The sequence below is a fragment of the Puniceibacterium sp. IMCC21224 genome (assembly GCF_001038505.1).
In the GTDB taxonomy this organism is placed as follows: domain Bacteria; phylum Pseudomonadota; class Alphaproteobacteria; order Rhodobacterales; family Rhodobacteraceae; genus Puniceibacterium.
This window is the reverse complement of record NZ_LDPY01000001.1, coordinates 3,865,248-3,888,214: the sequence shown is the minus strand read 5'-3', so window position 1 is coordinate 3,888,214 and position 22,967 is coordinate 3,865,248. Positions and strand designations below refer to the sequence as shown.

General features: G+C 62.0%; 20 protein-coding genes. 11 read left to right on the top strand and 9 right to left on the bottom strand.

The window, feature by feature from the left end:
* Positions 1-164: 164 nt before the first annotated feature.
* Positions 165-1,346 carry a GAK system CofD-like protein gene (locus IMCC21224_RS18120; RefSeq protein WP_047996542.1) on the bottom strand — a complete coding sequence of 394 codons (1,182 nt, stop codon included), beginning with the start codon at positions 1,344-1,346 and terminating at the stop codon, positions 165-167.
* Positions 1,347-1,577: 231 nt separating this feature from the next.
* Between IMCC21224_RS18120 and IMCC21224_RS18115 the strand changes: the two genes are divergently transcribed.
* From IMCC21224_RS18115 to IMCC21224_RS18085, 7 genes are all read left to right on the top strand, one after another.
* Complete coding sequence (locus IMCC21224_RS18115) at positions 1,578-3,209, top strand: aminoglycoside phosphotransferase family protein (RefSeq protein WP_156178327.1); 1,632 nt, start codon at positions 1,578-1,580, stop codon at positions 3,207-3,209.
* Positions 3,202-4,083 (top strand): GAK system ATP-grasp enzyme, encoded by an 882-nt coding sequence (locus IMCC21224_RS18110; RefSeq protein WP_047996541.1) that lies wholly within the window; start codon positions 3,202-3,204, stop codon positions 4,081-4,083. The genes IMCC21224_RS18115 and IMCC21224_RS18110 overlap by 8 nt, the downstream gene beginning before the upstream one ends.
* Entirely contained in the window at positions 4,080-5,156 is a 1,077-nt protein-coding gene (locus tag IMCC21224_RS18105) for an HprK-related kinase B (RefSeq protein ID WP_047996540.1), read from the top strand. The genes IMCC21224_RS18110 and IMCC21224_RS18105 overlap by 4 nt, the downstream gene beginning before the upstream one ends.
* The gene (locus IMCC21224_RS18100; RefSeq protein ID WP_047996539.1) at positions 5,149-5,835 is read left to right on the top strand and encodes a histidine phosphatase family protein; all 687 of its coding nucleotides are present in this window, start codon (positions 5,149-5,151) and stop codon (positions 5,833-5,835) included. The genes IMCC21224_RS18105 and IMCC21224_RS18100 overlap by 8 nt, the downstream gene beginning before the upstream one ends.
* 27 nt (positions 5,836-5,862) lie before the next feature.
* Entirely contained in the window at positions 5,863-7,167 is a 1,305-nt protein-coding gene (locus IMCC21224_RS18095) for a metallophosphoesterase family protein (protein WP_047997256.1), read from the top strand.
* Positions 7,168-7,182: 15 nt separating this feature from the next.
* Complete coding sequence (locus IMCC21224_RS18090) at positions 7,183-7,455, top strand: amphi-Trp domain-containing protein (RefSeq protein ID WP_047996538.1); 273 nt, start codon at positions 7,183-7,185, stop codon at positions 7,453-7,455.
* A gap of 303 nt (positions 7,456-7,758) precedes the next feature.
* Positions 7,759-8,778 carry an LLM class flavin-dependent oxidoreductase gene (locus IMCC21224_RS18085; RefSeq protein WP_047996537.1) on the top strand — a complete coding sequence of 340 codons (1,020 nt, stop codon included), beginning with the start codon at positions 7,759-7,761 and terminating at the stop codon, positions 8,776-8,778.
* 131 nt (positions 8,779-8,909) lie between these two features.
* Here IMCC21224_RS18085 and IMCC21224_RS18080 read toward each other — a convergent pair whose 3' ends face one another.
* Positions 8,910-9,674, bottom strand: coding sequence for a sulfite exporter TauE/SafE family protein (locus IMCC21224_RS18080; protein ID WP_047996536.1), 765 nt, complete (start codon positions 9,672-9,674; stop codon positions 8,910-8,912).
* A 65-nt stretch (positions 9,675-9,739) separates the two neighbouring features.
* On the opposite strand from IMCC21224_RS18080, the gene IMCC21224_RS18075 reads away from it, so the two are divergent.
* The gene (locus IMCC21224_RS18075) at positions 9,740-10,681 is read left to right on the top strand and encodes a LysR family transcriptional regulator (protein WP_047996535.1); all 942 of its coding nucleotides are present in this window, start codon (positions 9,740-9,742) and stop codon (positions 10,679-10,681) included.
* Here the strand turns inward: IMCC21224_RS18075 and IMCC21224_RS18070 are convergent.
* The 6 genes from IMCC21224_RS18070 to IMCC21224_RS18045 form a co-directional block, all read right to left on the bottom strand.
* The gene (locus IMCC21224_RS18070) at positions 10,647-11,636 is read right to left on the bottom strand and encodes an NAD(P)-dependent oxidoreductase (RefSeq protein ID WP_047996534.1); all 990 of its coding nucleotides are present in this window, start codon (positions 11,634-11,636) and stop codon (positions 10,647-10,649) included. The two genes, IMCC21224_RS18075 and IMCC21224_RS18070, sit on opposite strands and share 35 nt — an antisense overlap.
* Entirely contained in the window at positions 11,633-13,309 is a 1,677-nt protein-coding gene (locus IMCC21224_RS18065; RefSeq protein WP_047996533.1) for a thiamine pyrophosphate-binding protein, read from the bottom strand. Before IMCC21224_RS18065 ends, IMCC21224_RS18070 begins: the two co-directional genes overlap by 4 nt.
* Positions 13,310-13,328: 19 nt before the next feature.
* Complete coding sequence (locus IMCC21224_RS18060; RefSeq protein ID WP_053079036.1) at positions 13,329-13,595, bottom strand: hypothetical protein; 267 nt, start codon at positions 13,593-13,595, stop codon at positions 13,329-13,331.
* A gap of 52 nt (positions 13,596-13,647) precedes the next feature.
* Complete coding sequence (locus tag IMCC21224_RS18055) at positions 13,648-14,748, bottom strand: 4-oxalomesaconate tautomerase (protein WP_047996532.1); 1,101 nt, start codon at positions 14,746-14,748, stop codon at positions 13,648-13,650.
* A gap of 10 nt (positions 14,749-14,758) precedes the next feature.
* Positions 14,759-16,771 (bottom strand): tripartite tricarboxylate transporter permease, encoded by a 2,013-nt coding sequence (locus IMCC21224_RS18050; RefSeq protein ID WP_047996531.1) that lies wholly within the window; start codon positions 16,769-16,771, stop codon positions 14,759-14,761.
* Between the two features lie 79 nt (positions 16,772-16,850).
* On the bottom strand, positions 16,851-17,933 hold the full coding sequence (locus IMCC21224_RS18045; protein WP_047996530.1) for a tricarboxylate transporter: 1,083 nt from the start codon (positions 17,931-17,933) through the stop codon (positions 16,851-16,853).
* A 557-nt stretch (positions 17,934-18,490) separates the two neighbouring features.
* On the opposite strand from IMCC21224_RS18045, the gene tcuA reads away from it, so the two are divergent.
* From tcuA to IMCC21224_RS18030, 3 genes are read left to right on the top strand one after another with little or no spacing between them, the layout of a single operon-like run.
* A complete protein-coding gene (tcuA, locus tag IMCC21224_RS18040; RefSeq protein WP_047996529.1) occupies positions 18,491-19,906 on the top strand; it encodes an FAD-dependent tricarballylate dehydrogenase TcuA in 1,416 nt (471 codons plus the stop codon).
* Entirely contained in the window at positions 19,896-21,002 is a 1,107-nt protein-coding gene (tcuB, locus tag IMCC21224_RS18035; protein WP_047996528.1) for a tricarballylate utilization 4Fe-4S protein TcuB, read from the top strand. The genes tcuA and tcuB overlap by 11 nt, the downstream gene beginning before the upstream one ends.
* On the top strand, positions 20,999-21,853 hold the full coding sequence (locus IMCC21224_RS18030; RefSeq protein WP_047996527.1) for an oxaloacetate decarboxylase: 855 nt from the start codon (positions 20,999-21,001) through the stop codon (positions 21,851-21,853). Before tcuB ends, IMCC21224_RS18030 begins: the two co-directional genes overlap by 4 nt.
* A gap of 61 nt (positions 21,854-21,914) precedes the next feature.
* Here the strand turns inward: IMCC21224_RS18030 and IMCC21224_RS18025 are convergent, their stop codons facing one another.
* Positions 21,915-22,802, bottom strand: a complete 888-nt coding sequence (locus tag IMCC21224_RS18025) for an NAD(P)-dependent oxidoreductase (protein WP_047996526.1) — start codon at positions 22,800-22,802, stop codon at positions 21,915-21,917.
* Between the last annotated feature and the right edge of the window lie 165 nt (positions 22,803-22,967).

Genomic DNA, 22,967 nt, shown 5'->3' with positions numbered 1-22,967 from the left:
CGATCTCCTTCCAAGCGGGACTCATGTTCCTAAATCATCGATCAAATCGGACGAATTCAGCGTCCTTTTAGATGTCCGGGCAGGGGGGCGCCTGCGCGGTCGACCGGAGCGTGGCAAGCCGTGAGCGGGCTTCTCGCGGCGACTTCGGCTTCCGGGCATTCCCCTCAATCAAGAGAAACGAGTATCCGCGCGACCTTTTGCGGGTCGTACTTTGGCTCATCGGCAAGGCCGAGAGGAAGGCGAAGGCAGGGAATGCCGTGCTGTTTCGTGACATTTGCGCATTGCGACTGTGACCATGTGGTGTCGCATAACACATGCGTCATCAACTGGCGTGGCGCCACGTCAGGACCGGCATCGGCGCGCAGCGGGGTAATGATGGCTGACACCTGATCGGCAAGGTCATGCCCGAGTGCCTCGGGATCCTGTCCGAGGCTGGGTAGATACACCTTGGGAAGGCGGCGCCCGGTGATGGATTTGCCGACCCCCGCAGGCAGCAGATTGGCGACGACGCTGGAATACAGGCTTCCGGGTGGGTAGCAGATCACATCCGCCTGTTCGATCAGCTTCCTATTCCGCTTTGGCAACGGAACCAGATCTGACGGCATCGCGCTTTCGCCGTCGCTCAGAAAACATCGCACAATCGGGCTGTCGATCGGCGGGGCTTCTTTGCCGCTGATCAGACGCTGACTGATGATGCGGCGTCCATCAGCAAGGTCGACGCCAAGCTGAAGGTTTTCGTCAACGATGGCGCGTACCGTGCCACGCACGTCCACCATTTTTGACATCAGGAACAGCACCGGCTCTAGCGCGTGCCCGTTGCTGAGATATCCACCGGCAAGGATCAGGTTGCCGATGCTGGCATTGCGATAATCGAACGCGTCGGGCACCTCATCCGCAAAACTTTTTAAGAGTGACTGGATCAACTGGCGCATCGGCTTGGCGATGGCGGATATCAGCGGATGATTACCCGTGATGATGCGCGCGACCTCAGCGCGCAGCTTGTCTTGGGGCGCCTCCTTTGACAGGCGGTAGCTGAACAGCGCATAGACATCGGGCTGGCCCAACACGGATTCATCCGCCAGCGCCATGAGCCGCGAACGCAGATCCCCCACAGCGGGCATGTCAAAAGCACGGCGCAACACCTGCGAACTGCCACCGCTGTCGAAGGGTGTGATCAGGTGCATGGAGTTGAAGGTGTAGTGCTTGAGCTGGCGGGAAATGCCGTTCAGGGCGCTTCCGCCGCTGAAGAACAGGATGCGCGGTCCAAGGTGCGGGGCACTCTGCGAGCGCGCAACCCGCAGGTCGTCCGGAAGGCGCAGTTCGCGCTCTACATGCATGGATGTCATAGAAATTTCATCTCCGGCTGGCCAAACTGTCCCGATTCCACCTTGGAATTCCAAGCGCATGGGGCGCATATGCCACCATGGTGCCCGAACACAACATACGTACGACGGTGCGCGCTGTCATCCGCAAGGGTCTGCGGCCTGTGCTGCTGAAACCGTGGTCGCTGGAACACCGCACGCGGGACCGACCGGGCGGGAACGGCGTCGCGTCAGGCGCAACGGATGGGCTGAACCGTGGCACTTCCTGACGCTGTCGAAGAGAACATGTCTTTCCTGCTTGCTGAACTTGACGGGCAATTGTCGCGCCTGACTGACTATTTTGAGGCCCCCGACACGGATACGGCGCTAAGTCTGGTCCAGCGGGCGGGCTATTCCACCAACCTGTCTGCGCGGGTGCGCAAGGCCTGCCTTGCCGGAATGATGCGTGGCAAACCCGGAGAGGCGCTGAAACTAAGGCTGCAGGGCATCGACACGATTGCCCGCAATCTTGACCTGTTATCACGTCTGGGGCGGCGCGCTGTCGAACATGCCGAACGCACCGAACGGCCTAAGCTGCTGCGAACAGACGCCTATGTCGCCCCGGTCAAACGAGTTCGCAAGCGGGTGGCCTGCATTTCCGAGGCGATGGAGGCCCGCAATAGCAAGCTGGCGGTTGAGATAGGCCAATCCCGCGCGGAACTGGGGGAATTCCATGACCGGTTGTTCCGGACCTACACGCGGGACATGCACGGTACAAAACATACCGAAGATCTGGCGCATGGTCTGTTGACCCTGAATGAAATCCACCGCATGGGCGAGGCACTGCTGGCAATCAGCGAGGCGCTGCTGTCGATCAATATCGGCCAGCCGGTGCAGTTCGAGCGGTATTTTACGCTGCGCAGTGTGCTTGACGGCGTCAAACGCGACGAAGAGGTCAAGCTGCAACCGCTGGCTGAAACCCGTTCGGGCAGTGCCATTTCGAGCGTGAACCTGCGCAATGCCAAGGGCGAAACCGTCGCAGCCGTTTTCAAGGACGGAGAGCGGCGCAAGGTCAAGGAAGAGCGGGTTGGCGTCAAAAGCTGGAATTCTGTCTATCCCGGTCTCGCGCCCGAAATCCTGTCCTATGAACGGCGCGGAAAATCCGCCGCCCTGCTGATCGAGCATCTGGAGGGCGAAACCTTTGAGGATATCGTGCTTGGCGGCAGTGACGATGCGATGGCCGAGGCGCAGAAGGCCCTGCACAAGACCGTTGCCGATATCTGGTGTCAGACCCGCACCGATGAGCCTGCCGAGATGAAGGCGATGGAGCAATTGTCCAAACGCATAAAGGATGTCTATCGGCTGCACCGCCGGTATGCCCGTAGCACACAGACTGTGAACGGTGTGACGATCGATAGTCTGGATCAACTGATCATCGCCGCCGCGCAGCGTGAAGCGCGGATCATCGCGCCGTTTTCGGTCTATATTCACGGCGATTTCAATCTTGATAACGTGATCTATGATTCCGTCGCCCGGAAAATCCGGTTCATCGACCTGCACCGCTCGCGCTATATGGATTACGTGCAGGATGTGTCGGTGTTTATGGTGTCGAATTACCGGCTTCAGGTGCTGGACAGCGCAACCCGCGCGCGGATCGCGACTGTGGCGACCGAAATGCACGGCATGTCGGCAAAGTTCGCCCGCCGCAACAAGGACCAGACCTTTGAATACCGGCTGGCGCTGGGGCTGGCGCGATCATTCGCCAGTTCGACCCGCTTTGTTGTCGATCAGGACCACGCGCGCCGGATGATCCTGCGGGCCCGCTATGTCCTCGAATCCGCGCTGGCCGTGCCCGAAGGCCGCGAAGCGCGGTTCAAACTGCCCATAAGGATGCTGTTCAGTGACTAAAAGGATCGGGGTCATCGGAACCCCAGGCAAGTGGTCGACCGAGGCGCTGGCCGATGCGATTGAGTCCCGCACGGGCTATCGCCAGGTGATCGACATGGCGAACACGGTACTGGACTTTGAGGCGGGAACGCTGATCTGCGACGGGGTGGATCTGTGCCAGATGGACGGGCTGGTGCTAAAGAAAATCGCCGAGGATTACAGCCCCGATGCGCTCGACCGGCTGGAAATGTTGCGCATGGCCGAAGCGGCAGGCGCGCGGATTTTCAGCCCCGCGGTCAATGTTCTGCGGCTGATGGATCGGCTGGCCTGCACCATGACCCTGCGCATTGCGGATATCCCGATGCCCGCCACCACGATCACCGAAGATGTGACCGCCGCGCGCACGGCGTTGAACCGCTATGGCTCGGCCGTCCTCAAGCCGTTGTTTTCGACCAAAGCGCGCGGGATGGTCCTGCTGGATCACGACGCCCCGGACGCCGCGGCGCAAATATCGGCGTTCAAGGTGGCCAACCCGGTGATGTATATCCAGCAAAAGGCCGAACTGTCGGGCGAAGACCTTGGTATGGTGTTTCTGAACGGCGCCTACCTTTGCACCTATGCGCGCGTCAGCCAGTCCGGCAGCTGGAACACGACGATCCATTCCGGCGGGAAATACGCGCCCTTTACGCCATCGCCAGAGCTGATCGAGCTGGGTCGCAAAGCACAGGCGCCGTTTGGCCTGACCTTTACCACGGTCGATATCGCGCTGACGCCCAACGGGCCGATCGTGTTCGAGGTCTCGGCCTTTGGCGGCTACAGCGGCGCGCAAAAGGGATGTGGGATTGATGCTGCCGCTCTGGTGGCCGATCATGTCGTCAAAGAGGTGTCGCAATGAAGACAGCCGCCGATGTTCTGGCCCGACTGGATCTTGCGCCCGCGCAGGGGTCCGACCCGTTTCACATCGCCGTCGGGCCAATCGCGGTCACTGTGTTGTGCCCCGGACCCCTTCGCGCCGAACTGATGGCGTATTTCGCCGACGCTCTGGCAGAGGCGCCCGGCGACATTGTCGTTCACCTGCTGCCGGATCAGACGCTGACGCCAGAGCCGACATGGGCCGACTGGCAGCGCGATCCGGGCAAGGCTGGCCGCAAGGATGCAACCTGCGATCTTGACGACGCCCGACTCGTTCGTAAGGTCCGCAGCGGCGTGACCTTCCTTCAGGCACCGGGCGTGGCCGTCGCCTTTGGGGCGCTTGGGCAGAACGTCAGCACGGTGATCAACTTTGTGAACACGCAGATCCTGTCAGCCTGTCTGCGCGACGGCTGGCAGTTGGCCCATGCGGCAGCGGTGACGCGCCAAGGGCGCACGCTGGCGATTTCGGGTCTGTCGGGGGGGGGGAAATCTACCTCGATCCTGCGGATGATGGATATCTCCGGCGCGCAGTTCATGAGCAATGACCGGGTTTTGATACGCGCTGGCACCCCGGCGCAGGCGCTCGGCATCCCAAAACATCCGCGCATCAATCCGGGTACGATCATTGGCAATCCACGCTTGCGCGGAATGCTGTCGCCCGCCAGGCGGGCCGAACTGGAGGCGATGCCGCTCGCCGATCTATGGTCGCTTGAGGACAAGCACGATTTGTTCATCCCCCAGATTTATGGGCCGGACCGGATCTGCTATGGCGCGGCGCTGACGGATTTCTGGGTGCTGAACTGGAGCCACACGACCAATGCACCAACCGCTGTGTCCGAGGTCACATTGACTGAGCGCGCGGATCTGCTGAGCGCAATCATGAAAAGTCCGGGCCCATTCTATCAGCATCGCGACGGGCGTTTTGAACCGAACGGTGCCACCCCTGATCCCGCCGCCTACCTCACCGCACTGGGCGATGTGCGGGTGTCCGAGGTCTCGGGCCGTGTCGATTTCGACGTTCTGGCTGAACACGGGCGGCAATTGCTGGATGACTGAACCGGGCTACGTCGCCTTTCTGCGTCACGGCGCCTATCACCAACGCAGCGGCACCCCTTCGGCCCGCCAGCCATTTCCCCTGACCGAACAAGGTCAGGTGCAGGCCCGCGCTGGTGCCGGGGACGTGGCGCAGATGATCCGGGACCATGATCTGCGGTTGGCGCCTGTCCTTCACTGCTCGCGGCAACTGCGTGCCTGGCAGACGGCTGAACAGATCTTGTCGGGTTTGCGCGAACACGGCTACACGCTGGACAGGATCGAACAGACCTCGGCGCTGGCGGAACGCGGGATGGGCAGCGCGGCGAACCTGACGACAGAGGAAATCGAGACCGTGTTGCGCGACGATCCACGCCACGGCCCGCCACCAAAGGGCTGGAAATCCGACAGCGACTATCGCCTGCCGCTTGAGGATGCCGAGAGTCTGATGGACGCCGGCCTACGCGTCGCCCGTCACCTGCAAGAGACGGTTCAGCCGGGTTTGCTGACGATCCATGTCGGTCACGGGGCGTCGTTTCGTCATGCCTGTCATCACCTTGGACTGCTGCATCGGGCCGAGATTGCCAAACTCTCGATGTTTCATGCCCGACCGTTACTACTCTGTCACAATGGTCATGGTAGTTGGCGTCATTTGGCTGGGAAGTGGAAGGTCAGGTCACCTAAAGAGGACCCGATCGACTGAGGCCTGCCCGTATCGAAAGGCTTGATCTTGGATTACATCCCACACGACCCCGGCGCGGACTGGCACCTCTTGCCACCGGTGTTTGATGCAGATGCCCGGCTGGCCGATCTGCCGCGTGTGATCAAACCGTGGCCAGGGGCGGGGACGCAGCCGCAGATTTCCGCCTGCCTCGAACGGGCACGCCGTCATGGTGGCTGGCGCTGGCCGGATCGCCCGATCATCTTTGTTTCTGACCCGCACGCCGATGCCGAAGGTTTTTTGCGCTCGCTCAGTGCGGCGGGCGTGATCCGGCGCGATGATGCACAGATCGCCCTGACAGCATTTGGCCGACAGGCGCGGATCGTGCTGGGCGGCGACAGTTTCGACAAGGGGCCGAGCAACCTCGCCCTGCTGGATGCGATCGCCGCGCTGCGTGCTACGGGGGCAGACATGCACATTCTGGCGGGGAACCACGATCTGCGGATGCGCATGGCCGTCGCGGCGCTGCGCGGGCCGCGCACCGCGCTCAAGGAACATCTGTTCGTGCGAATGGGGCGCAAGATCCTTCCGGCGCTGCGCGAAGTGTTCGACCGTTTTGTCACCCCCGCCGATCTGGATGCCCTGCCGGACGAGCTGACTTGTAAGGCGCGGCTTTTGCCTGGCCCTGACTGGCCCACGCGTTTCGCCGCCGCCGCGCAGGCCGAGTTGCGTCCTAAGGTCATCAAAAAGGAAATCGCCAAACTGGTCGAGAAGCTGGGAAAATTCGACCGCCAATGCGACCGGGTCGGCATGACCAACCGCGAGATTCTGGCCGCCGCCCTGAAGTGTCAGGACGTGTTCTTTGAACCGGGTGGCACCTATGCGTGGTTCTTTGAGGCGATGGATGTCGTGGCGCACAGCGGATCGGTTCTGTTTGTCCATGCGGGTCTGTGTGACAGCATGTGCGATCTGCTGGTGACGGGCGGTCCCGACGCGGTCAACGCCCGCTATCGCGCCGAGGCGGAGTGCGCCGCGCTCGGGTTTTATTTTGGGCCGCTGGCCAACCTCGTCCGTACCAAATACCGCAACTCGGATTGCAAGCTGACCGAACGCGGTGTCACCGCATTGCATGAGGCCGGATTCCACATGGTGGTACAGGGGCATGTCAACAATCATCAGGGCCAGCGTCTGCTGGCCAAACGCGGGCTGCTGCATCTCGAAGGTGATGTGACGCTGGACCGCGCGTCCCGGCAGCTCGAAGGGCTGGATGGGATCGGCGCTGGCGCAACCTTGATCTTTCCGACCGGAGATGTGATCGGTCTGAGCAGGGACTTTCCGTGGGCAAAGCATTTTGCGCCGGATCGCATGATCTGAAACAGGAGCTGGCACATGGGTGAACAGAACAAACGTTTCACGCACGAGTCCTTGCAAGACGCAAAAACAATCAAGAGCTTGCTGTCCTCGCTGGCCAAGGGGTTCGCAAAAGGCAAGATGACGCTTGGCGATGATGACGGTGAACTGATCCTCGAAACCGCCGGTCTGATGAACGTCAGGATCAAGGCGGAACGCGAAGATGGGCGATGCGAAATCAGCCTCAGAGTTTACTGGTCCGACCCTTCCGAGCCATCTGAGCGCAAGGGAACACCTCGGATCGAGAGCTGATCCGGTGTCCGCTTGGTGGCAAGAGGGCTGCGCGGAGGTAGTGAATACAGGTCTACTCAAGGCGGAGAACCACGTCTCGCCGTTCTTTGGAATCGGATCGATGCTGCACGCTGCGGGGCCGTATCGCCCTGACCTTGGCCAAAGGCGTATCCTATCGGTTTGCGCCTTTGGAGACTGCATCGCTCTGTGCACAGACCCTGTGCTTTGGCTGACATGCGCTTGTCCTTGTTCCGGTCTGTCGGCGCTCCTAGCTTTGGAGTATCCAGGCCAGCTACTTGCCTGCCATTTCCTAAGAGGTTTGCCATGAAACATATCGGTTTTCTCAGCTTCGGACATTGGAGTGCTGAGTCCGGCTCGCAGGTTCGCTCCGCTTCCGACGTCCTGCTGCAATCTATCGAGTTGGCGGTCGCCGCCGAACAGCTTGGGCTGGACGGTGCCTATTACCGTGTCCATCACTACGCACGCCAGTTGGCGTCGCCATTTCCGCTGTTGGCAGCCGTGGGTGCGCGCACGTCGAAGATCGAGATCGGCACCGGTGTCATCGACATGCGGTACGAAAACCCGCTCTATATGGTCGAAGATGCTGGGTCCGCCGATCTGATCGCAGGGGGCCGCCTGCAACTGGGCATCAGCCGGGGTTCACCAGAACAGGTGATTGATGGCTGGCGCCACTTTGGCTATGGGCCGGACGATGGCGAAAGCCCGGCTGACATGGCCCGGCGGCATACGGCGGTGTTTCTGGACCAGCTCGAGGGCAAAGGCTTTGCTCAGCCGAACCCGCGGCCGATGTTCCCCAATCCCCCGGGTCTGTTGCGGCTTGAACCGCATTCAGAAGGGTTGCGAGAGCGTATCTGGTGGGGGGCCGGGTCCGACGCCACTGCGGAATGGGCGGCGCAGATGGGGATGAACCTGCAAAGCTCAACGCTGAAGGACGATGAAACCGGCGAGCCGTTTCACGTTCAGCAGGCCAAACAGATCCGCGCCTATCGTGCGGCCTGGGCGGCGGCGGGCCACAAGCGGACCCCGCGCGTGTCGGTCAGCCGGTCGATCTTTGCGCTGATGGACGACCGCGATCGGCTGTATTTCGGGCGCGGCGGCAAAGAGGGTGATCAGTTTGGCATCCTTGACCAGACGCGCGCCGTCTTTGGGCGCGGCTATGCCGAAGAGCCGGACAAGCTGATTGCGCAGCTGCGTCAGGACGAGGGTATTGCCGAGGCCGACACCTTGCTGTTGACGGTGCCCAATATGCTAGGGGTCGACTACAACACCCATGTGATCGAAAGTATCCTGACCCATGTCGCCCCAGCTCTGGGGTGGAGGTAGTATCAGGCGCGAGCTGACCCGGTTTCGGGCATCCGCAGAGATGTCCGCGTTCAGCCAAGCGCGGACATCAGAAATCCGAGGTTATGCGCCGTTGGCGAGGCGTCGCGCATTTCGGCGGTCCGGGCCGCATGTCAGGCGCCGGTGAACAGCTGGCGCAGTCCGCTGTAGATCAGACGAAGCGACAGCAGGATCAGGATCACATCAAGCGCGATCTTGAAGCGGCGATCGTCAATACGATTCAGCAGCGTCTTGCCGACAAGCGTGCCACAGAAACCGGCTGCAATCATCACGATGATAAAGGGCCACCAATCGGCAAAAGCAAAGCCAAGCAGACCAAAGGTCAGGGATTTAACCCCGTGCTGTACCGTCATCAGCGTCGCGTGTGTGGCGACATGGGCATGGCGCGGCAGGTTCTGCGATTTGGTAAACGTTGCCACGAACAGCCCGGTTGCACCAAAGAACATCGTCAGAAAGCTCGACACAGCGCCGACAACGACGGGCCAGTCACGTACGCCCCGTGGCGGACGCCCCAGCACGGACCAGATCACAAACGCGCCGACGCCGATCTGCACCCATTCAGGCGGCAGATTGATCACCAACGCGCCGCCCATTGCGGCCCCGATCAGTGAGCCAAGCGCAAAGGCGGGAACCGCGGGCCAAAAGATATGCCGCAAAGTCACCAGCGCCCGCCCCAGGTTCGACCCGACCTGGATGACCCCATGCGTTGGGATCAGCGCAGCCGGCGGCACCAGAGTAGCCATCACCGCCAGCATCACGCCGCCGCCCCCGATCCCAAAGGCCACGGTAATCAGGGACGCCACAAAACTGGTGGTGACCAATATGGCAAACACCATCTCGGTCATGCCATCAGGCAACAGGATCTGCGGTAGGATCATCTTGGGCTTGCTCCGGCGGGTGTGCCCGCTAGCGTGGCGCAACCCAATGGACAGGAGTCGATCCGATGCGCGTGGACTACCTTGGCCTCGAAGCCTTTGTCGCGATTGCCGATTACGGATCGTTTCAGCGCGCCGCTGAGTCGCTGCACCTGTCGCAGGCTGCGCTCAGCCACCGGCTGCGCAAGATCGAGCAGGATCTGGGATCGGCGCTGCTGACCCGGTCCAGCCGCGAGGTGTCGCTGACCCAGATCGGTCAGGGTCTGTTGCCCGAGGCACGCAAGCAACTCAAGGCTTTGCAGGACATCTACGAATCCGTGCGCGCCGGGGCCCAACGGCAGGCACGGCGGCTGGCTTTTGCGTGCCTGCCGTCGATTGCCAATTCGGTGCTGCCCCCGGTCCTGATGAAAATGTCGGAAGAGCACCCGCAAATCGCGTTTGAGCTGCTCGATATTCCGGTGGATCGTATTTCCGAAGCGGTACGCAGCGGTTCGGCGGAATTCGGTCTGACCATCGTGTCTGCCGAACTGTCCGACCTGCGTCTGCGCCCCTTGGTGGACGAGGATTACCGTCTGTTCATGCGCAACGATCATCCCTATTCCACTCGTGACTCTGTGACACTGGCGGATATCGAAGGGGTCAAACTGGCGCGGATTCGGTCGCAATCCAAGAACCGCGAATTGCTTGACGTGGCGTTTGGCGACATGCGTGATCGCATCCGCTGGCAGTTTGAGGTGCAGAATGCGACCATGGCAATGCGGTTGGCTGCACGCGGGGCGGCGATGACGATCCTGCCGGAATCCGCCATTGCTATGGCGCCCTCGTCTTTGGTTTCGGTGCCATTCGACGGGGTGCGATTGCAACGCACACTCGGCGTTGTGTCGCGGCGCGGCGTGCCGATGTCGGACACCGCCGCCGATCTTTTGGCCCGTATCGAAACCGAACTGTTCGAAAACTTTCGTACCCATATTGCTCTCAGCTCTGACCGTCTGTCCAGACCGCGGGGTTGATCATCTGTACCGGCGCACCCGCCGCATAGGCATTGACGACGGTGAAGATGTCAGTGAACTGGCGGTTCAACTCTTCGGCGGTGACAAAGCCGATATGCGGCGTCGGGATCACATGTGGATGCGACAGCAGCGCATCCCCCGGGTCGAGCATCGGCTCAGCCGAGAACACGTCAATCGCCGCACGCCCGATCCGGTCGGCATTGAGTGCGGCGAGCACGGCATCCGCCTCGATCAGCCCCGCGCGCGAAGTGTTGACAAGGATCGAACCCGGGCCCATCGCCATCAGATCGGTCAGCGTGATCTCGGACTTTGTCGCCGGTGTCAGGCGTTTGTGAATGCTCACCACATCCGAGGTGGCAAAGAAATCGGTGCGGCTTTGTGCGACCGGGGCACCATCGGCACGGGCCCGCGACACACCTGAGTCCGAGGCCCAGAACTGCACCTCCATCCCAAAGGCACGGGCAAAATCTGCGACAACGCTCGAGATCGCGCCATAGCCATAGAGGCCCAGCCGCTTGCCTGCCACATTGCGCCCCAGAGGCGCGCCGCCCTGCCACTGACCCGCGCGGGCCGAGGCGATCTGTTCCGGCAGATAGCGCAGGGCCGACAGGATCAGGCCAAAGGTCAGCTCGGCGGTCGAGGTCGAGGGACCGTCTTTGGCCATATGCGAGCAGAACAGGATGCCGGCGCGGGTCAGCGCCTCGGCGTCGACGTGGTTGTGCTGACCGCGCATCGCGATCAGCTGCGGACCGGTCAGACGAGCGGCGAGGGTGTCAGTGATCGCGGTTCGGTCACGGTACAGCACCACGGCGTCTGCGGTGGCAATGCGCTGCGCCAGTGTCGCCTCGTCCGGTGCGCGATCTGTCCACACGGTTACGTCGTGACCATCGAGCAGTTTGAAACAGGGCAGGCCGCGCAGGGTATCGTACCAGTCGTCAAGCAGGTGAACCTTCATAGCAGTGCCTTTATGTCGATGGGGCGTTCGGTGCCCGAATGCCCGGTGGGGTGGGCCCGCCGGATGACTGGCGATGCGACATGGTCGGAAATCGGAAAATCCCAGACCGCCGCGCCGCCACTGCGAGCAAACTCTGCCACAAGTGCCGGAAGTTGCGTCAGGTCATCCACACGGTGCCCCGCGATACCAAACCCGCGTGCGATTGACGCCAGATCGGTGGCACCAAAGACGGCACCGGCATCCGACAGCCCTTCGTCGCGCAGCTTGTGGATTTCGGACCCATACGCACGATCGTTGAGCGCACAGATCAGAATGTTCAGCCCGTGGCGGCGGATCGTCTCAAGTTCCTGCACGTGCATGAGCAGAGATCCGTCGCCGTCGAACAGCACCACCGTATCGTCGGGACGGGCCGCAGCAACGCCCATGGCATAAGAGATGCCGTTGCCGATGGCGCCGAATTCGCGGATCGTCAGGAATGTCGCAAAGGGGCGGTTCATATGCGCGCTGAAGAATGCACAATGCCCCGAGGAATTGACCATCTGCCAGTCTTGCGGCAGCGCCGCATCCAGCGCGGCAACGACGTCGCGCGGGTCGAGCACATTTGGTTCCGGAGGAAATTCGGCGGTGTCGGACGGGGCATCGGTAATAGCTGCCGCCAGTCGATCGTTGCGCCAGCCCGGCTGCTGCGGCATCGCCTGTGTCAGCGCCTCGACGGCCAGTTTTGCGTCGCCGCACAGGTGACGATTGGCCGCCGCCATGCCCTGGCTTAGTGCGCGCGGATCGGTGTCGATCTGGAGGATTTCCGCACCGGGGAACAGCTTGCCCTTGTCCAGGGTGTGCTGCGACAGGCGGCAACCGACAGCAATCACCAGATCGGCCTCGGCGAACAGCGCCCGCGCCAACGTAGAGGAATAGCCGCCAGCGATCCCGACCGAAAACGGATCGCCGTGAAACAACCCGCGCGCGGGCAGAGTTGTGGCCAGCAACGCGCCAGTCTTGTCCGCCAGCGCCCGGCAGGCATCGACCGCACCAGCCGCCCCCAGTCCCGCCATCACCACGATCCGCCGGACCTGCGCGATGTGATCGGTGAGGTCCGTGACATCCGCCGGATTGGGCCGCAGCGCAGTGGTTCGGGGCAGGATCGCGTCTGACGATGCAGGCGGGGCGGCGGCGTCTGGCGCGGGTTTCGACTGCAAATCCAAGGGCACACCGATCACCACCGGGCAGCGCTGTTCTTGCGCGGTAGCAAACGCGTCGCGGATTTCGGTGGTCATGCGCGGGATGTGGTGCAATTGACGATAGATCGCACCCGTGGCTGTGATCAGCGGGGCCTGATCCAGTTCCTGATTGTACCACGCTGCCCCCAGTGGCGATTCCCCGGCAAAGATCACCAAGGGTATTCGTGCCCGCACGGCGGCGGGCAGGGCGGTCAGTATCTGCGTGACCCCCGGCCCGCAGGTGACGGTTGCGATGCCCACTTTGCCAGTCTTGCGGGCATAGGCGGTGGCCGCGGCGACGGCGCAGTGTTCGTGCCGCACATAGATCATCCGCACACCGCGTTCGGACAGCGCTGTGGCCCAGTTCATGTTGGCGTCGCCAAGCAGGGCAAAACAGGTCTCGATCCCTTCGGCAACAAAGCTGTCAGCGAGGGTTTCGAACATATGAAGGGCCATCGGCGGCAAATCCTTTTGGTCAGGCGTGGTGTCGCGACGGTGGAACAAACCCGGAGCAACCGAGTTCGGTCCGGGCGCGTTCCAGACGCCGCCGAGATTCCAGCAAGTGGTTGAACTGAGCGTCACAGCCGGCAATCGGGCCGGGGTATTCTGCGATCTTGGTGTGAATTTGGCGCAACGCAGCAGTGATCGCGGCCTCGGCCTGGGAAATTGGCGAAAGGGTTGGCTGGGTCGAATCTGTGTTTGCCCCGATCGGGTTTGCAGGGGGAATGGTCTGTGCAGACATGGGACCTCACATGACTCGGATCAATGTATGCAATAGTATACGTTAAATCGTGTCAGGAAAAGCCTTTCCAGACACGTGACGGCACCATCACCTCGCCTCGCGCCAAAAGCCGCGCAGTGCGCACGACTCCGGCCGAACGGATCGCAACGCCGTCACCCTGATGTTCGAAATCAACGACCACCTCGAAGGTGCCCATTGGATGTTCGACCCCGACGGTCAGTGGCGCGAATTGCCCGGCTAGCCCCTCGGACAGGCCATCCGCCACCGTGCCGGGCAGAATCGCGCAGGCGGCGATGCATTGCGCGCCAGTGACGGCCATTGACGGATGGCAGGTCCAGGGCATGAAATACCGTGCTGTTACCGATCCACCATTGCGTGGTTCTGCCAACAACGTGATCTTGGGCGTCACCGATTTTGACACATCGCCAAGCCCCATCAATTCGCCGGCTTTCAGGCGGATCGGCTCGGCGCGGTCATAAAAGGCGCGGTTCTCGTCCAATTCTTTCTGCGTCTCATATCCCGTCAGGCCAAAGTCGCTGGCGCGCGCCATCATCACGGGCATGGCGACATCCATACAAGTCACTTCGACCCCGTCGATCACGTCGCGGATATTGCCCGTCGGCAACAGCGCCCCGGTGACCGAGCCGACTGTCTCCATAAAGCCAAGGCGGATCGGCGCAGCAGTCCCCGGCACGCCGGCAATCGCGAAATCCCCGTCATAGAGCACATGCCCGCCAGGGGTCTGCACCACGGCTTCGACCACGGCGCCGGTGTTTACGGCATGGATGCGCACGGGGGTTTCACCGTCCTGCGCCGCGACCAGCCCCAATTCGATCGCGGCAGGGCCGACGCCAACCATGATGTTGCCGCAGGTGGGCCGATAATCGACCTCGCGCTTTTCAACCGTGACCTGGGCAAAGAAATAGTCGACATCGCAATCGTCACGCTCGGACGCGCTCAGCATGGCGACCTTGGTTGTCACCGCGTTACCGCCGCCGATCCCGTCGATGTTGAGCGGATGACCGGCACCGACGGCAGCTATCAGCACCTCGGACAAGGTGTCGAGGTCTTCTGGCAGATCCGCGCGCAGAAAATAGGGCCCCCGCGACGTGCCGCCGCGAAGGAAGAGATAGGGAATGGCTGTTTGTGTCATGTCAGCGCCCTCAGGTGAATGGCCAGGGAAGGTCGAATTGTGCCTGCAACAGACCCGGTGGGAAATCGCGCCCAAGGATGTAGGCGAGGAACATGATGAAGCCGAGCCCAATGGCGGACGCCAGCATCGTGCGGCCCCATCCGAACCGGCCCCGCACACGGAAAAACGCGATCAGGAATACCGCCAGTGCAAGGATCAGGCCAACAACGAACGTCATTATGACCAGAGCAACGAACCAGCTCAGCGTCGACCACAAGCCGTGAGGCGCCTTGCCTTCGTCACCCGCTTCGAGGTCGATGAACACGTCATCCGAGGCCGGTCTCAGTACCATCCGCACCAGCAGCGCGATCCCGCCCATCAGCGTCACCGTGCCAATCGCCAGCGGAAAGATCTTGTCCTGCAACCGGCCGACACCCAGCGAGTCTAGGTTCGAGGCAACGAGGTAAACCACTGCAAGACCCAGAAACAGTGCCGGCGCGGCCTTGGTTGCAGTGGGCGCGTCGATGTTCTCGCGGATGTTCTTGGACGCCTTGATGCCAACGATGATCGACACGATGGTCAGTATCAGCAGGCCGATGGTGATCGGTGACAGGATATAATCAAAACCTGCCTCGGTAGAGCGGCGGAAACGTGATCCGGCGATCTGATAGGCCTGATTGACAAAAATCTCGGTTTGGGTGCTCAGGACAAAGCCGATCAGAAACGCGGGTCGCGAGAAATCGAACCGTCGCAGCATGATGCCCAAAATCCCGATGCCGACCAGCGCCGCCAGATCCAGCGCCGACTGGCGTGACTGGAACGCGGCAAAGGCGATGATCATGAAAAGATAGGGCGCGATCACGGTAAAGCGGATCGCGGTCATCTTGGCGATATATTTCGACAGAATGATGCACAGCCCCGCCCCAAAGACGTTGGCCAGCGCCAGCGACCACACGATGGTATAAGTGACGTCGAGGTTGTTGCGCACCATCTGCGGCCCTGGCGTCATATTCAGCAGGGCCAGCCCGCCCAAAAAGATCGCCATCGACCCGGAGCCGGGGATACCAAAGATCAGCGTTGGGACCAGGCCACCGCCCTCTTTGGCGTTGTTCGAACTCTCGGGGGCGATCACGCCGCGAATGTCACCCTGACCGAACATCGACTTATCCTTGGCCGTCTGGACCGCCGATCCATAGGCCAGCCAATCGACCACCGATCCGCCAAGGCCGGGGATCACCCCGACCAGCACGCCGATGGTGGCACAGCGCATCGACAGCCACCTATGTTGCCACCAGTCACGCAGGCCCTGTGTCCAGCCATCGCCCAACGACCCTCCGTCGGCAATCGCCCGGTCCTGCCGTAGCAGCGAAACGATTTCGGGCACCGCGTAAATGCCAAGCCCAACGATCACCAGTTGAAAGCCGTCAACAAGGTAGGGCAGGTCATAAGTCGACATGCGCAGGCTGCCACCCGCAGGTGCTGCGCCGATGGTTGCGAACATCACACCCAACCCGGCCGCGACCACCCCTTTGAGCGGTATGCGCCCAGCAAGGATGGCAACCATCGACAGGCCCAAGATAGTGATCATCAGCATCTCGGGCAGACCAAAGGCGAGGATCAGGGGCCGCGCGATCAGGATAAAGAATGTCAGGATTACCGCACCAAACAAGCCGCCGAACAGGGATGAGGCAAAGGCCGCCGCCAGCGCCCGCGCCGCGTGCCCCTGTTTGGACAGGGGAAACCCGTCCAGAACGGTGGCCTGACTGGCCGAAGATCCGGGGATGCCCATCAGCACCGACGAAAACGTGTCCGAAGTCGGGATCACTGCAATCAAGCCAACCATCAGAGCCAGCCCGGCAACGGGTTCGATGCCGTACAAGAACGGCAGAACCAGCGCGAGCCCGGCAATACCGCCCAGCCCCGGCAGCACGCCGATAGACAGACCAAGCAGCACACCGCCCATGAGATAAAGCAACTGGATCGGCTGGAATATGAGGTAAAGCGCCTTGCCGAGTTCCGGCATGGCTTGCATGAACAGGTCCAAATCAATCTCCGACGGCTAGAGGTGAAAGCGCCCGCCGCCCGGTGTGTCCGGGCAGCGGGCTTTGATAAGCTTTCTCAGATCACTCCATGGTGATGCCGTAGTCCGCCTTGAGCCAGTCGAGAACGTACTGCTTGGCCTCGGGCGAGATCGAGGTCGCCTGATTGGTTGCCTCAATCGCCGACGCACCCACAAGCTGCGGATAAACGCCCAGAACTTCGCCAGCCGCATCCATGAACCCATCGGCCTTGACCACGGTACGCAGAGCCTCGGTATAGGTGTCGACAATCTCTTGCGATGCCGAGGACGGCAGGAAGATGGTCTTTTGGTTGGCGAACCCGGCGACAAAGAACGCCTTGTAGGCATCCCAGGCGACGCCTTCGGTTTCGCAGCCCTCGGTCGCTTCGCAGACTTCCTTGAACGACGCCATGTCCGGGAAGGTCGGGTCGCGCACTATCACGCCGTCTTCATCCAGCGATCCCCAGGAAAAGATCGGCACGGCCAGCCCGTCATCGACCAGCGGCTGCACATTGGCAAGGTAGGCGGACGACGTCTGGTAGTCGATATTGGCTTCGCCGCGTTCAAACATCAGGCGACCATCGCCGCGCCCTTCGACGCCAAAGACCGGATCGACCTGCAGGCCCAACATTTTGAACGCCAGCAGCGGCACGAGGTCGAGCGTTGTCGCGCCCTGGCTGCCATAAAGGTAGAATTCTTCCTTCAGGTCATCCATGTCACCGTCAAACTTTTCGCCCAGCTCTGGCGGCAGATAGACCACACCGCCCGTCCCCGAGGCCAGGATCGGGGTCCATTCGGCGTATTCGTAACGCACGCGCGGATCACCGAGCAGATAGGGAAATTTGGTCGATCCAGAATCGCCAAAGATGGTCAGGCCGTCACCCTTGTCTTGCTGTGTCTGGAACCAGTTCGCGCCTTCGGTCGAACCGGCACCGGGGCGGTAGCGCACCACCATGGTCGGCTTGCCGGGCAGTGCTTCGGACAGACGGGGCACGTAGAAGTTGGCCCACTTGGCCGAGCCGCCGGATTCCGAGAACGGAATGGTGTATTCGATGGTGGCACCGTCAAAGGACTGCGCGATGGCGGTCTGTCCTGTTGCGGCGATCAGGCCCGCAACAACGGTGGTGATGATGGATTGGCGTTTCATGGTGTTCCTCCCTTGGATAGCCGTCGCGGTCCTGTGGACCGTCTATGGCAGGGCCGTAGAATTCGGCCTCGGCGGCAGAATGTCAGCGCGGGTGGCATAAATCAAATGCATTTAAGGAAAGATATCATGCAAAATATTCACCCAATAGCCACCTGCTGTTGGGTTTCCGACACGCCTTCGTTGAGGGCATGTGAGGATTGATGGCGGAGGAGGCTGCTGGCGACCACTCTGGCGGTATTCATTCGCCCGCCCTGCACGTTTTACGGGGTGTGGTCGGTGGCGACCGCTTGGGCAGGTAAGCAATGCAGGCGCTGCATTTCAGTTTGGTTGAGGCATATTTGATGGATTGCAAACTTGGCTTGACGTCTCTGTACGCAATTGTATACATATAGATTCATGAGCACCAAAAATATTCGAACAGTGGTCAGCCTCGCGACCCAGCCCTGCCGGTTGCGGTTGCGGTGCGCGCCTGTCGGGACGGCGGACTCAAAACCTTTTAACGCTGAGCTGAAGCATCAAAATACTTTCCTGCTTTGGTCAGAAACCATGGGACAGCGATGACACGGACGGATCCGAAATACCTGACTGCCGAAACATGGGATGTGGTGATCGTCGGCGGCGGAAATGCGGCGCTGTGCGCCGCAATCGAAGCGGCAGAGGCGGGCGCGCGTGTGCTGATCCTAGAAGGCGCACCCGAGGCCTATCGCGGCGGCAATTCGCGCCACACCCGTAATTTCCGCTGCATGCATCATGGCGCGCTTGGTCCGTTGATCGAAACCTATGACGAGGACGAGTTCTGGCAGGATCTGCTGCGCGTCACTGCGGGCAAGACCGACGAGGCACTTGCCCGTCATGCCATCCGGACCTCGGCAGAATGTCTGCCGTGGATGCAGGCGCATGGTGTGCGGTTCCAGCCGTCTCTGGCCGGGACGTTGTCACTCGACCGGACTAACGCATTCTTTCTGGGCGGGGGGAAGGCGCTGGTGAACGCCTACTACCTGACGGCGCAGGATTTGGGCGTCACCGTCGCCTATGATGCGCAGGTGCGCCACGTTGCGATCGACGGTGCCTGCGCCACGCATCTTACAGCCACCTTTGGTGATGACGAAACACTCCATGACATCAAAGGGCGCGCCTTTGTCCTGGCATCGGGTGGGTTTCAGGCCGACCTTGACTGGCTCGCGCGGGCCTGGGGGCCGGCGGCGCGCAATTTCCTCATTCGCGGCACACCCTACAACCGGGGTGTCGTCCTAAAGGATATGGTCGATCAGGGGGCGATCACGGTGGGTGATCCGACGCAGTGCCATGCTGTCGCAATCGACGGACGCGCGCCAAAATTCGACGGCGGGATCGTCACGCGGCTAGATTGTGTGCCATTTTCGATGGTGGTCAACAAGAACGCCGACCGGTTTTATGATGAGGGCGAGGATGTCTGGCCCAAACGCTATGCGATCTGGGGGCGGCTCGTTGCGGCACAGCCCGATCAGGTGGCGTATTCGATCATCGACAGCCGCGCGATTGACCTGTTTATGCCGTCGGTTTATCCGCCGATCTCTGCAGGCACGATCGAGGAACTTGCGCGCAAGCTTGGTCTGCCACCCGAGGCGCTATGCGACACCGTGGCCCAATTCAATGCGGCCTGTCGACCGGGAACCTTTCAGCCGCAACAACTGGACGGCGTGGCCACCGAGGGGCTGACCCCGCCCAAGACGAACTGGGCCCGGCGGATCGCCGAGCCGCCGTTCTACGCCTATTCGCTGCGCCCGGGCGTAACCTTTACCTATCTTGGGCTCAAGGTGGACCAATCCGCCCGCGCCACCGGCCCCGGTGGGCGCTATGACAATATCTGGAGCGCTGGTGAGATGATGGCCGGTTCCATTCTTGGGCAGGGCTATCTTGCCGGATTCGGCATGACCATCGGCACCGTTTTTGGCCGTATCGCAGGGCAGGAGGCCGCCGCATATGTCGCTTGATGTAACTCTTCAGACCGATCCGGGCCTGATCCTGGACGATCCCGTGGCCGAGGCCCGCCGCCAGATCGAGGTCTGCAATGCCTGCCGCTATTGCGAAGGGTTCTGTTCGGTGTTCCCCGCAATCACGCGCGACAAGGTGTTTGCTGATGGCGACATCACCCAGCTTGCCAACCTGTGCCACAACTGCCGCGGCTGCTATTATGCCTGCCAGTACACTGCGCCGCATGAATTCGACCTGAACCTGCCGCGAGCGTTGGCTGCGGCGCGGGTCGATAGCTGGGAACGGTTCGCCTGGCCCGATGGTCCCGCACGGCTGTTTCAGGCGCGAGGCGAGGCGCTGGCCGCTGCCTTGGTCGCGGGATTCGCGTTGATGTTCGCCGCGATTGCCGCGTTGCCGGGCGGTGGCGCGGGGTTCTATGCCTGGCTCAGTCATGGCGCGATGGTTGCAATCTTTCTGCCCGCCTTTCTGCTGCCTCTGGTCGCGGTCGCGGTAGGATTGCGGCGCTATTGGAACGAGGTCGGCGGGGCGCGCGTCACCTGGGCTGATCTGCGCGATGCCGTGCAGTCTGCCGGCCAGATGAAAAACCTGTCGGGCGGGCAGGGTCAAGGCTGCAACTTTGAAAAAGGCACGCGGTTTTCCGATGCCCGCCGCCATGTGCATCATGCGGTGATGTATGGGTTTCTGCTGTGTTTCGCGGCCACATCAGCCGGTACGATCCTGCACTATGTCTTTGACATGCAAGCGCCCTACGGGTTCTGGTCGCTGCCCAAGCTGCTGGGGGTGCCGGGCGGCATCCTTCTAGTGGCGGGCTGTGCCGGCATGCTGATGCTACGCAGTCAGGCGGACCCAGCGCTGGGCGCGCCGGGGCGCAGTTCAGGCGAGCGTGGGTTCATCTGGCTGCTTGGCTTTGCCGGGTTGTCCGGGCTTGCGCTGTATGCGGTGCGGGGCACCGGGCTGACCGGCCCGCTTCTGGCGCTGCATCTGGGGGCAGTGCTGGCATTCTTTCTGGTGACGCCCTATTCCAAGATGGCGCACGGGTTCTATCGCTTTGCCGCGCTTGTGCGCGAGGCGCAGGACAAAAAGGCACGGACATGACCAAGCCACTCAGCCCTCAAATATCGCGCGCCCGGTTGCGCGCCATCCTCCAGGGCGACGTTTGCGTGCGTCCGGCGTCGGTCTATGACGCGCTGACTGCCCGCGCTGCCGCGCGGCTGGGGTTTCCGCTTGGGATGCTGGGCGGATCGGTCGCGGCGCTGGCGGTGCTGGGTGCGCCGGATCATGCGTTGCTGTCGCTGGACGAATTCGCCGGGCTCTGCCGCCGCATCTGCCGAACGGGGGCGCTGCCGCTAATCGTCGACGCGGACCACGGGTTTGGCGCGGCGCTGCATGCGATGCGCACAGTCGAAGAGCTTGAGGCGGCAGGTGTCGCGGGCATGACGCTCGAAGATACCTGCCTGCCGCGTCCCTATGGCGCGACCGGCGCGGCGCTTGTGACGCAAGGCGAAGCCGTGGCCAAGCTGGAGGCGGCGCTTGCCGCCCGCAGCGATCCGGCCTTTGTCATCGTCGCGCGTACGGATGCGCGGTTACAGGATGCAGATTCTCTGGTGTCACGCGCCCGTGCCGTTGGCGCGGCGGGGGCGGATGCGCTATTCATCACCGGTGCGCAGGACCCGGATGTGGTCACGCAGGCGCAGCAGGCGGCGGGCCTGCCGCTGGTGATGCCGGAACCCAAAGGCGCACTGGCGCAAGCGGATTTATCCGCTCTGGGTGTGCGAATCTGCCTGACACCGCATCGCACGCTACCTGCCGCGATGGGCGCAGCGTGGGACAGTTTGGCGGCGACGCCGGGTGCACAGAATGTGGCGCGCCCCGACAATCTGATGGCGGATCTGAGCGAATCCGCCGACTATGATGCGCGTATCGCGCGCTATCTATCGCAAACCTGACGCGCGGTATGCCCCCTGTTTGTCGGCGGCGCATCGTCGCGCCGCCTGATCGCAGTTCACCTTACAGGCGGGCTAGGATGGTGTCCGTGCGGGCATATAAATCAGCCTCGCCCGGCTCAGCCCCGAGATCGGCAATCAGCGCCTGCCATGCTGCAGCGGCGGCGGACATGCCGCCACCCAACCCCAGCTCGTCTACGGTGATTGCCACCTCTTGCATTTCGGCGGCGCGGCGGGTGCCGTGTACCATCATCCGTTCCAGATTATAGGCCCCGCGGTCACGCCATTTGATGTCCGGGTCCGACGCTTCGAGCGATCCGATCACCTCTTCCTCGACTCCGGCGCGGCGGGCTGCAAGGAAACACTCGGCAGTCAGCGCCTCCATCCCCTTGATCATCACTGACCGCAGCATCTTGATCGACGAGGCGCGCCCGACCTCGTTCCCCGCCCGCTTGGGTTTCATATCGAGCGCGCTCAGAACCGCCTCACCTGCGTCGGCGTGTGGACCTGCGATCAACAGCGGCACCTGATGGCGTTTGGGATAAACTGGTGACATCACAGCCACATCGACATAGCGCCCGCCTGCGGCGTCAATCACCGCAGCCGAGCGGCGTTTTGTGCCCGGTGCACAAGAATTGCAGTCAAACCACAGGGTGCCCGGTGCAATCAGCGGGGCAGCGGCTGCGGCGGCGGAAAAGGCCTGATCGGCGGTGACAACGCAGAATACCGCCTCGGTCCCATCAAGCGCCGCAGCCAGTGTGTCCAGCCCGTCGACGCCATGTTTGCCGTACCGTTCGACCAGCGCCGCGCGGGTTTCCGGCATGTCGGTTTTTGCGTCATAGGCGCGTAGGCTGGTCGGGCGCGCCTGGCCCCATCCGGATACAAAGGCTGTTCCGGCTTCACCAAAGCCAACGAAGGCGACCCGGTCCGGGCGGTTGGTACGTTCGGTCATTCTATCCTCCTTCAATTTGTGCAGAACTTGCCAGAAGTGTGTGCGTGGCGCCATAGGGTATAGCCTCAGCTTATGACGCAGACCGTGGTTTGGAGTGCGTGTTCGGTTGGTAAATAATGCGCGTGATCGGTCGGCAAATCTGGCGATCGGAGGTATCCGACTCAT